Source organism: Allochromatium palmeri (assembly GCF_009720725.1).
GTDB lineage: Bacteria > Pseudomonadota > Gammaproteobacteria > Chromatiales > Chromatiaceae > Thermochromatium > Thermochromatium palmeri.
This window is the reverse complement of the sequence record NZ_WNKT01000004.1, coordinates 1-11,016: the sequence shown is the minus strand read 5'-3', so window position 1 is coordinate 11,016 and position 11,016 is coordinate 1. Positions and strand designations below refer to the sequence as shown.

The window sequence follows — 11,016 nt, the reverse complement described above, 5'->3', positions numbered from 1 at the left end:
CCTCGTTGGCTAACCGACCAGTGCGATCTCAGCCGGAAGCGTCGTGACATGCGCCTCAACCGCCGTGAAATCGCGGCTCGGCTCACCGTTGACGACAACGCTCAACAACGGCCCCGGCAGCGGCGGCGCCAGCCACAGACCACCGGGCGGCAGCCGCAGATCACCGCTAACCTGCATCCGCACCGCGCCGCCGTCGAAACGCGCGATGTCCAGATCGAGCAGGCCGTACACCGTCGGCACGCGACGCGCCCGGATGTCACCCGACTCCAGCCAGGCGCCTGGAATACCCGCCGCGATCACCAGCGAGCGATCGGCCTCGCGCTCATGGACGAACAGATCGCGGAACACCAGACAATACTCAGCCCCGATCCAGGCATGCGGCAGATCGCCCTGATGACCGGGCGCCCCAGGATCGCGCCAGTTGATCTCGGGCCACTGGTTCCAGACCGCCGGTCGGCGCTCGGCGAGATAGAGGTTCAGCAGCTCATGCGCCTCCGCACGCCGCCCGAGCCGAATCAGGGCGCCGATGATGCGGATCTCATAAGCGGTGTAGTTGGTCCAGGGCACCGGATCGGGGCCGTGCATGGCGCGGAACCGCTGCATGAATAGATCGAAGCTCCTGTGCATGGCTACCGCCGGCAGCCGGTGGCTCTCGTCGATAAGGGTCAGCGCGTTCGCGGTCGCCGTGGGATCTGGATCGGCCCATTCGACCGATCCGGGCAGGAAATCGATGCCGCGCGCTTCCATCACGCGATCCATCGAGACATAGAGCGCCGCGCTGAACGCATCGCGCAGACGCACAAAGTGCGCGGCACGCTCGCGGTCGCCCAGCGCCTCGGCCAGCTCAACGGCGTCTTTGAACCCGCGCAGCGCCCAGAAGTCATCCCAGTAGGCATGGACGGGATGCGCCAGATACCCTTCATGGCTTACCGACTCCGGCAGCAGACCCAAACAGGCGCGCTGCTCCGGAGCTTCATACCTGGGCGTCAAACGCTCGGCCCGCAACTGCTCCAGATAGGCGACCGCCTTGCACACCGCCGGCCACAGTGCTTCGAGTCGCGCCCGATCCGCTCCGAAACGCCAGGCATCTGCCACGGCAAAGATGAACTGACCATGGCTGTCGTGCTCGGCCAGCCAATCGACACCCTGACGGTCGACGCAACAGGGCACATTGCCGTCCTCGGTCTGGAACGGCGCATACCAGTCGATGAACGCGTCCGCCTCGCGCCCGAGACCGAACCGCCGCAGTGCCGCCGCCATGACCGCGCCATCGCGAATCCAGGAACGCGTATAGCGACGTGGTCCGGGCTGGAGCGCGGGACCGTCGCGATTGATGAGAATATGCGCCAGCGCGCCCTGACAGGCGTGCAACGCGCCGCGCGCGACATCCGGCAGCTGCATCTCCACAGCCCCGAGCCGCTGCGACCACTGATCGAGCGCCGCTTGCAGGCGTGTCTCGATGTCGCCCGCCGTGCCGGTCAGATCACTGGGAGGCGTGTCCTCGCACTCGCCGAGCGGCGCAGCGATCCAGATCTCCTGCTGATCGCCGGGCGCGACGCTCAAATCGAACCGCAGTGCCGCCGAGGCACAGCCGAATCCATCCTCGACCGCCCTGGACTCGGGCCGGGTGGCGTCCGTCATTGACTCGGCACTCGAACCCTCGTCGAAGCGCATCGCCCCGAAACCGTCCGGTTTGGACAGCGGAACCAGCGCCAGCCGACCATTGACCCGCACACCGTTCGCTTCCAGGGCGATGCGCTCGATTCGCGCCATCCCGCCGATGTCCCGGTAGCCCTGCCAGGGCGGCGAGACCTGAAACGGCCGCAGTGCGGCATAAAGATTGGCGCTCAGCACCGACGTCCCCTGGTTCTCCAGACGATAGCGGATGAACAGCCAGGCCTGTCCCGGCACGCCTTCGGCGAAGGCCATGGTCTCGAAGCGCAGTCCCTCGACACTCCAGGTCGAGCACGGGATCGGCAGCGGCGGCTGGAGCAGCGATGGTTCGACGGTGCAGTCAGCCCAGGTCAGCAATGCGCCCTGAACGCGCAGCAGCGGCTCGATCACAGATCCGGCACGCCCGACTTCGATCAGACCGTCCTCGTTGAACAGTGCCGGGATGCGGCCGTCAGGGATGTCGATCGGCGTCCAGTAGCTCTGCTCGCGATAGAGCCAGCGCGGATATTGTCCACGCGGCGCCGTCGCGGCCAGATGATGGAAGAATTCCGCGCTGGAGCGCGCAAAGGTTTCGGACTTCAGCTCGATGTCGACCAGACCTGGAACCGAATCGTCCGCCGCGCCGTCCAGTCGCAGCCGCAGCCGGCGTGAACAGCCATCCGGCAGATAGACCGGATTACGCACACCGCGGGCGCGCGGTGCCTCATGCAGACAGGTCCAGTCTTCACCATCGTCGCTGGCCAGGATCGCGAACGCGCGCGGCCCAGGCGCGTCCCAGTGCAAAACCAGAGCGCTGTAATCACGCGGTTCATGGAAATCCAGCTCGATCCAGGCTGGCAGCTGGGCCGCTCGCCAGGCCGTGTCGGGCTGACCGTCGAGAATGCAGACCGCGCCCTGCCCGGCGTGCTCACTGGAGGCCCGGATCAGGGGTGGCTGGGTCGGGGTCCGATCTTCGATCCGCAGATCGGCGAGCCACAGACAGCCGCGCCCGCCCGGACCCGCGGTGATGGCGATCTCGATGGCGCCGATCTCCTTGGGCGCGCCGCCGCCGGCCGGTCCCCAACCGAAGTCGATGGCGCGGCTGCCGATACGCTGCTCGTGCCAGTCGGCCTGACCGAAGTCGAACGACTCGTCACGAAACCGCCAGACATTCTCACCGCTCGGATCGATCAGCTTGAACTCAAAGGCATTGGCGGGCGCTTGAGCACGCACCTGAAGCCGGATGGCAAAGCTGTCCGGCAAACTCAGACGCACCTGTTTGCGCGCCACCACGAAGCCACCGCCCGCGCCGAAATCGAAGTCCAGCCGCATGGCGGCACCTTCCGGCCCTGCGTCGGGCAACAGGTCCAGATGCGCCTGCCCGGACACCACACCAGACCAGGCGGAAAGGTCACTGAAATCGTCCAGATTCAGGCATTGCATGCGGTCGATCCTCGGCAAGGGGAGCACGCGACAGAAGCCGCGCGGCACCATGCTCAAAGGCGCGGCTTAATGCATCCCGGTGATGCGGGCACTAGGCTATACTGCGCGCGGCTCAAAGTCATCCGATGCGCGATTCGCACCGGTCAAGGCCCTTATCCATCTCAACTCCATTTGCACGACCAATCGCCGCATGCGCACCCTCTGGTCACTGCTCAACGCACTCAAGGTTCCGATCACGCCGGCCATCTGGAGCCGGTTCATCCTCATGCTGCGTCAGCTCGGCGCCTCGGAGGTCGGCGGCAAGGCCAAGGTGCTGTTTGCCCTGCTGATCCTGTTTCTGTTCGCGATCAATGGCCTGAACGTCGTCAACAGCTACGTCAATCGCGACTTCATGACCGCGATCGAGAACCAGGACATGCCGGGGTTCACGCGGTACGCCCTGCTGTTCATAGGCTTTCTGGGGCTCTCGACCGTGGTCGCCGTCGTCTACAGATACACCGAGGAGCGCCTGGGACTGCTGTGGCGCAAGTGGCTCACCCAGCGCGCCATCGACCGCTATCTCGATGAGCGAACCTACTTCAAACTGCATGCCAGCGGTGAGCTGCCGAATCCCGATCAGCGGATCTCCGAGGACATCCGCGCCCTGACCGCGACCACGCTCTCCTTCACGCTGATGTTCCTCAACGCCAGCTTCACGGTGGTCGCCTTCTCGGGCGTGCTCTGGACCATCAGTCCGCGGCTGTTCGTGGTCGCCGTCGCCTATTCCATTCTCGGCTCGCTGCTGACCATCTATCTCGGCAAGCCACTGGTCAAGCTCAACTACGATCAGCTCGACCGCGAGGCCAACTTTCGCTCGCGTCTGGTCCATGTGCGCGAGAACGCCGAGTCGATCGCCCTGCTGCGGGGCGAAGAACGGCTCAGGGCGCGGCTGCGCGACCGTCTGGACCGGTTGACGGACAACTTCCAGCGTCTCATCGAGGTCAACCGCAATCTCGGTTTCTTCACCACCGGCTACAACTATCTGATCCAGATCATTCCGGCGCTGCTGGTCGCTCCGCTGTTCATCGAGGGCAAGGCCGAATTCGGGGTCATCACGCAGTCAGCCGTGGCCTTCGGGCATCTGCTCGGCGCCTTCTCGCTGATCGTCACCCAGTTCCAGTCCATCTCCAGTTATACCGCCGTGGTTGCGCGGCTCAACGCCCTGCGCGACGCCATGACCCAGGAGCGCCCGGAACAGGCGCCGCGCGTGGAGTTCTGCGAGGACTGTGGCAGTGTCGCCTTCGAGCATCTGACGCTGTACTCACCACGCGACGACCGGACCCTGATCGAGGATCTGAGTCTATCGCTCCCGGCGGGTGTGAACCTGTTGGTTCGTGCGAGCGGCGAATCGGCTGAAAAGGCCCTGTTTCGGGCAACGGCAGATCTGTGGCCGAGCGGCACGGGGCGGATTTTGCATCCCGGACACGACGCCATCTTCTTTCTGCCCGAGCGACCCTATGTGCCGCCGGGCACGCTGCGCGAAGTGCTGCTGCGTCCCTGTCAGGAGCGCTGGCTGCCAGACTGGAAGATCCTGACCGCGCTGGAGTCGCTGCATCTGACGCCGACCCTGAACAGGGCCGGCGGTCTGGATCGGGAGCACAACTGGAGCGATCTGCTGTCGCTGGGCGAGCAGCAGCGTCTGAGCTTCGCGCGCGTGCTGCTGGCCGCGCCGCACTTCGTCTTCCTGGATCACCCCAGCCGCAGTCTGAGCGAATGCCCGGTCGGCGAGCTGCTCAATCTGTTGCGCCGACAGGGGATCACCTATTTCACGCTGGGCGACCTGGAGGATGATCCACGCTTCTATGATCGCCTGCTCGAAATTGCAGGTGACGGCTCCTGGCGTCTGCGCCCGCCGACCGCCGACGATCTGCGCCATCCTGAACCACCCCCGGTCAACCCCAGTCGCCGACACCCCGACGACCCGCACGGCCCGGACAACGCACAGGACTGAGCGTGGCGGTGCCATTTCCGGATGACTTTCTCTGGGGCGCGGCGACCTCGGCCTACCAGATCGAAGGCGCTCCGCTCGCCGATGGCGCCGGCCCCAGCATCTGGCATCGCTTCGCCCACACGCCCGGACGGGTTGCGGGGAATGAAACCGGCGATCTGGCCTGCGATCACTATCATCGTGCGTTGGACGACGTGGCGCTCATGGCCGAACTGGGACTGGATGTCTACCGCTTCAGTCTGGCCTGGGGGCGGGTGCTGCCCGAAGGTCGGGGCGCGGTCAACCGCCGGGGACTGGACTTCTACGCGCGACTGGTCGATGCCCTGCTGGAGCATGATATCCAGCCGATGGCCACGCTCTATCACTGGGATCTGCCCGTGGCCCTGCACGAGCGGGGCGGTTGGCTCAATCCGGACAGCCCGCACTGGTTCGCCGACTATGCCGAGACCCTGTTCAGGGCTCTGGGCGATCGGGTGCCCTTCTGGATCACGATCAACGAACCTTGGGTGGTCACGGTGCCCGGCTATCTGGACGGTCAGCTCGCGCCCGGACATCGCGATCTGTTCGAGCCGCCTCGGGTCGCACACCATCTGCTGCTCGCCCATGCCGAGGCGGTAGCGGTCTATCGGACACTGGGCCGGCAGCAGATCGGTCTGGCGGTCAATCTCGAACCCCAGCATCCGGCCTCGCCATCGCCCGCCGATCTGGAGGCCAGCCGTCGACGCGACGCCTTCATCAACCGCTGGTTTCTGGATGCGCTCATGTTCGGGCGCTATCCCGAGGAACTAGCCGATATCTTTGGTCCGGCCTGGCCGGAGTTTCCAGCCAAGTCACTGGAACAGATCCGCTGTCGCGGCGATTTCGTCGGGGTCAATTACTATTCGCGCGGACTGGTGCGGGCCGCGCCCGACGTCGCGCCGCTCGGTGCTGTCCGCCTCACGCCATCAGACGCTGAGCTGACGACCATGGGCTGGGAGGTCTATCCAAAGGGACTGACCGAGACCCTGCTGTGGCTCAGGGACCGCTACGCCAATCCGCCGCTCTACATCACCGAGAACGGTGCCGCGTTCGACGACCCGCCGCCGCGCAACGGACGGGTCGAAGACCCCAGACGTGTCGCATATCTGCGCGCTCATATCCGAGCGGCTGCCAAAGCACTGGAACAGGGCGTCGATCTGCGCGGCTATTGCGTCTGGTCGCTGTTCGACAACTTCGAGTGGGCCGAGGGCTATTCCAAGTGCTTCGGTCTCTATCAGGTCGATCCCAGCGACCAGACGCGCCGGCCCAAGGCCAGCGCGCGCTTCTATCGTGAGGTCATGGCTTCGCGAGGGGCAGCGGCTTTTCAAGAGCCGACGCCGCCCACAGCCGGGTATGCAGCAGATACAGCCCCTCGCGATGCGAGAGCAGCGCCCGCTTCTCGCGCAGACTGAGCGAATCCTCGCCCTCGTCCTGGAGCTGAAGGACTAAGCCTTCGAGGATGTGCCGGCGCCGCCGGGTCTGCGGCTCATCGTGCAGCAGCGCATCATGCAGCGCATAGACGCCCGGATTCATCATGGCCTGCGTCCAGAACGCCCGCCTGTCGGTCGACAGCTCACCCAGGAGCGACGGCTCGGCCAGCCGTTCCTCCAGCCGCCGCAGCACCGGCGGCTCCTCGGTCTCGCTCGGAGTCAGGAAGAGTCCGGCCCGTTTCGCGCGCTGTCCCAGCGAGGTACGGCTGGTGAAAATAGACACCGGGATGGACAGCAAAAGCCCCGCGAGCACCGGCGTGAACCACCAGAAAAAGTCCGGCACCTGCATATAGGCCACAGCGCCGACGGCGACTGCAATCAGGGTATGGACACCATGGGCACCGATGGCCTCCAACCAGCCGGTCTGATGATCGCCGCGTTGTTGCGCCGGCCAGCCGACGCTGGTTCGCAGCAGGATCGCCGCCACGAACTTGCTCTGAAACAGCATCAGCACCGGCGCCAGCAGCACCGACAGCAGGCTCTCGATCAGCACGCTCAGACTGGCCTTGAGCAGACCGCCGAAGCGCTGCGCCTCGTCGCGATCGAGCGCGAGCAGAACCAGCGCCAGGATCTTGGGCAGAAAGAGCAGGATGAGCGTCACCCACAGCACCGTGGTCATCTCGACCACATAGGACTCAGGCCAGATGGGCACGACGCTGTAGCCGAAGAAATACACCGGCTGCTGCAAACTCTTGAAATAAGCCTCGACCCCGGTCGCGATCAGAAACAGCAGCCACAGCGGCGAGGCCGCATAGGACATGACGCCCATGGCGAAATGCAGTCGGCTCAGGGGCTTGAAGCCGCGCGCCAGGATCAGCCGCGCGTGTTGCAGATTGCCCTGACACCAGCGCCGATCGCGCTTGGCATAGTCGATCAGGGTCGGCGGGATCTCTTCATAGCTGCCACCGAGATCATAGGCCAGCCGCACCCGCCAGCCCGCACGGGCCAGCAGCGCCGCCTCGACGAAGTCATGGCTGAGGATGTCGCCGCCGAACGGCTCGCGCCCCGGCAGCCTCGGCAGACCGCAGTGATCGGCAAAGGGCCGCACCCGGATGATGGCGTTGTGTCCCCAGAAATTGGCCGTGTCCTGCTGCCAGAACGCCAGCCCGGCCACGAACAGCCGTCCATAGAGACTGCCCGCGAACTGAAGCATGCGCGCGAAGAACGATGATCGGTTGACCGGCACCGGCGGCACCTGAAGCAGCGCCAGCCGCGCGTCGGCCTCCATCCGGCGCACCATCTCGACCAGAGTCTCGCCGCTCATCAGACTGTCGGCGTCGAGCACGATCATGTAGCGATAGCGCCCGCCCCATTCGCGACAGAAGTCGGCCAGATTGCCGCTTTTGCGCGCGATATTCTCGACCCGGTTGCGGTAGAACAGCCGTGCCGGCTCACCGAGTTCCTCCGACCAGCGCCGCCACAGCAGCTCCTCCTGGAGCCAGATATCCGGCTCGCGGGTATCACTCAGGATGAAGAGCTCGAAGTCGTCCAGGCGGCCGGTCTCGGTCAGCGCGTCGACCATGGCCCGCAGTCCGGCGAAGACGCGCTCCGGATCCTCGTTGTACACCGGCATCACCAGCGCGGTCTTGAAGGTGCCGGGACGGCCGGACGAGACGCGCTCGGGTGAGGGCGCAACCGGCTCGGCCCTGCGGCTCTGGAAGGCCAGCACCAGGAAACCGATGGCCGCCGTCCAGAACGAGGCGCTGATCCACAGCATCAGGATGGTGTAAAGGATCAGCAGCACCAGTTCAAGCGTCGAGAGTCCGCCGTCCTGGATCGCCGCCGACAGCAGCGACAGGGTGAAGAGCGTGGTGAGCAGAACCAGGATGAAATAGATCGGACGCTGGAAGTGCCGCGCTACGACGGCTGAAAATCCTTGCAGACTCATGCGCGTCGCCTCCGGATGCCCAACCCGCGCCCGATCCTGGCCAGCAGACGCGGCACCAGGCGATGACAACAGAGCTGAATGGGATTGGGGTCCATGGTCAGGGGCGCGCGCTCGGGAACCGCCTGGAAGTGCACCCGGCGCATGGATTCAGCCAGCGACACCTCGCTCAGACCCGCCCAGCGCCGCGTCCAGCCCGGCAGATGGCCGCCGAGCACGGCGGCGCGGGCCGACGAGATCTGGTCCGGCTCGGCCTCCAGGCCCAGCTCGGTGACCAGCCAGCGATCGAGCAGGCGATGCGTCTCCTCGATCGCGACCTCCAGCGGCTCGCCCAGTTGACCCAGTGTGGCCCTGAACTCGACCCGTTCGAGCACCTGCGGCGTGAGTCCTTCGATCTCGCGCGGATCATGCACACCCAGGGCGTTCAGATAGCGCCGCACGCGCTGCTCGACGGCGGCACGGTCATCGGTCACGGACCAGGCGGCTGGAACCGGCGCGTCGAGTGCGTCGAGCCGGTCGCTCACTCCCGCACCCATCTGTAGCTCCAGGTCTCGCTGAGCACATCGTGATCGTGACGCAGGAAGGCACGCAGATCCGCCGGCTTCTCCCCATCCGGCTTCAGCTCGAAGAACAGCCGCCAGCCTTGCAGATGTGGATTCCACTGTACGACCGGCTTGGACAGCTCGCCCGAGGTGCTGGTGACCACGGCCTCGATCTCGGTCTCGGGCGACAACTGCGCCAGCGATTCTCCAGCAAAGTCGATCACGAACTTGCGCTGGCTGGAATCCAGGATATCCGTGCCGGCGGCACCGATGCGGGTCGAGACCGCGCGCCCGCCGAGCAGACCGGCCTCGGGATCCTGGCCGAAGCGCAGGCGATATTCGAGCTTCAGCTCATCGCCCGGTGCGGGCACACGCTCGGGCATCCAGTAGGCGACGATGTTGTCGTAACGCTCGGCATCGCTCGGGATCTCGACCAGCTCAACCACGCCCCGGCCCCAGTCGCCGATCGGCTCGACGAGCGCGCTCGGGCGGTTCTGATAGTGCGCCTCCAGGTCTTCGTAGCGGCTGAAATCGCGATCACGCTGGAAGAGTCCGAAGGATCGGGGATTCTCGGCGACGAAATCGCTCACGCGCAGACCGAGCGGATTGGTCAGCGGCCGCCAGATGCGCTCACCGGTGCCGTTCTGGACCAGCAGACCATCGGAGTCGTGCACTTCGGGCCGGAAGTCGTCGATGAAGCGGTCGGTGTTCTCGCCATGGAAGAACATGCTCGTCAGGGGCGCGATCCCGAGCTTCTGGACCGACTGGCGCATGAACAGACGTGCCTTGACGTCCATCACGGTCTCGATCCCCGGACGAATCACGAAACTGTAGGCGCCAGTGACGCTCTCGCTGTCGAGCAGGGCGAACACCGTGATGTCGACCGCATCGGGCGCGGGCTTGAACACCCAGAATTCACGGAAGATAGGGAACTCCTCCTGGGTCGGCAGCCCGGTATCGATCGCCAGTCCGCGGGCCGTGATGCCGTAGTTCAGCCCCTTGGAGACGCCGCGAAAGTAGCTGGCGCCCAGAAAGACCACGACTTCGTCGAATATGTCGTCCGTGTTGATCGGATAGAGCAGCCGCAGACCGGCGAAGCCAAGGTCCGCCGGCATGTCGTCAGGAACCTGATTTTTGCCGTAGTCAAAGAGATCGTGCTTGAAGGGCACGACCTGAGCGGCGCCATCTTCAATCACATTGACCGTCACCCGATCCTTGAACAGGAAGCCGCGCGGAAAGAACTGCATCTGGAACGGCAGCCCCTCGGCCTTCCACAGGCTTTCGTGACGATTGAAGCGAATGTCGCGATAGGTGTCGTAGTCGAGATCGGCGAGATAGTCCGGGAGCGCCGGGCGATCGGGCTGGTAGTCAGTGGTTGCCAGCTCCTGGGCGCGACGGACCACGGCCGCGAAGGTGAAGTTGCCCGGCGTGCCTTCGCTCGACGTCGGTTCGACCAGGCCGGGGGTGTCGTCCGCCCACAGCGGTGCGCCAGAAACCAACGTCGATCCAAGAACCAGGATTCCGAACAGTCGAACAAGCGTCATGATGTTCTCGATGGGATGTGGTTGAACACAAAGGTGCCTGTGATGCCGGCTACATCCGCCGCATCCGTCCAGGCACACAGACACCAGCGGCTTGCACAGAAACGACGAGCCGCTGGTGTCTGGAGGACGGTCGATGAAGTCGCGCGGATTCTAGTACCGCGCACCCTAAATTGACTGGACAATTTCATGCCATCAGCGGCTTGCCGATATAGGTCCAACGAAACGGCTTGGCGAGGGTCTGGTTGAAGAAATCGATGAACGCAAGGATCCGTTGCTTGAGTTCATCAGTGGAGGCGAAGCGCGCGCGCTTGAGCAACCGACGGGTGAGGATACCGAACCAGATCTCGACCTGATTGAGCCAGGAACAGTGCTTGGGGGTATAAACAAAGCGGATGCGATGGGCGGGATCCTGGAGAAAGGCGGCGCGGGAGGCCATGCTCTGGAGGATCCCCGT

7 protein-coding genes are annotated in these 11,016 nt (G+C 65.0%); 2 read left to right on the top strand and 5 right to left on the bottom strand.

What is annotated here, in order from left to right; all coding sequences use genetic code 11:
• Positions 1 to 9: 9 nt before the first annotated feature.
• Positions 10 to 3,096, bottom strand: a complete 3,087-nt coding sequence (locus GJ668_RS03090; protein ID WP_155448660.1) for a discoidin domain-containing protein — start codon at positions 3,094 to 3,096, stop codon at positions 10 to 12.
• Between the two features lie 190 nt (positions 3,097 to 3,286).
• Between GJ668_RS03090 and GJ668_RS03085 the strand changes: the two genes are divergently transcribed.
• Both GJ668_RS03085 and GJ668_RS03080 read left to right on the top strand, forming a co-directional pair.
• A complete protein-coding gene (locus tag GJ668_RS03085; RefSeq protein WP_155448659.1) occupies positions 3,287 to 5,086 on the top strand; it encodes an ABC transporter ATP-binding protein/permease in 1,800 nt (599 codons plus the stop codon).
• Positions 5,087 to 5,094: 8 nt separating this feature from the next.
• The gene (locus GJ668_RS03080) at positions 5,095 to 6,513 is read left to right on the top strand and encodes a GH1 family beta-glucosidase (RefSeq protein WP_343032168.1); all 1,419 of its coding nucleotides are present in this window, start codon (positions 5,095 to 5,097) and stop codon (positions 6,511 to 6,513) included.
• Here GJ668_RS03080 and mdoH read toward each other — a convergent pair.
• The 4 genes from mdoH to GJ668_RS20890 form a co-directional block, all read right to left on the bottom strand.
• The gene (mdoH, locus tag GJ668_RS03075; protein ID WP_155448657.1) at positions 6,398 to 8,479 is read right to left on the bottom strand and encodes a glucans biosynthesis glucosyltransferase MdoH; all 2,082 of its coding nucleotides are present in this window, start codon (positions 8,477 to 8,479) and stop codon (positions 6,398 to 6,400) included. The two genes, GJ668_RS03080 and mdoH, sit on opposite strands and share 116 nt — an antisense overlap.
• Positions 8,476 to 9,012, bottom strand: a complete 537-nt coding sequence (locus tag GJ668_RS03070) for a hypothetical protein (RefSeq protein ID WP_155448656.1) — start codon at positions 9,010 to 9,012, stop codon at positions 8,476 to 8,478. Before GJ668_RS03070 ends, mdoH begins: the two co-directional genes overlap by 4 nt.
• On the bottom strand, positions 8,997 to 10,562 hold the full coding sequence (locus GJ668_RS03065) for an OpgD/OpgG family glucan biosynthesis protein (protein WP_155448655.1): 1,566 nt from the start codon (positions 10,560 to 10,562) through the stop codon (positions 8,997 to 8,999). The genes GJ668_RS03070 and GJ668_RS03065 overlap by 16 nt, the downstream gene beginning before the upstream one ends.
• A gap of 184 nt (positions 10,563 to 10,746) precedes the next feature.
• Positions 10,747 to 11,016 (bottom strand): transposase (locus GJ668_RS20890; protein ID WP_186342847.1); only part of this gene is annotated, 270 nt, incomplete at its 5' end.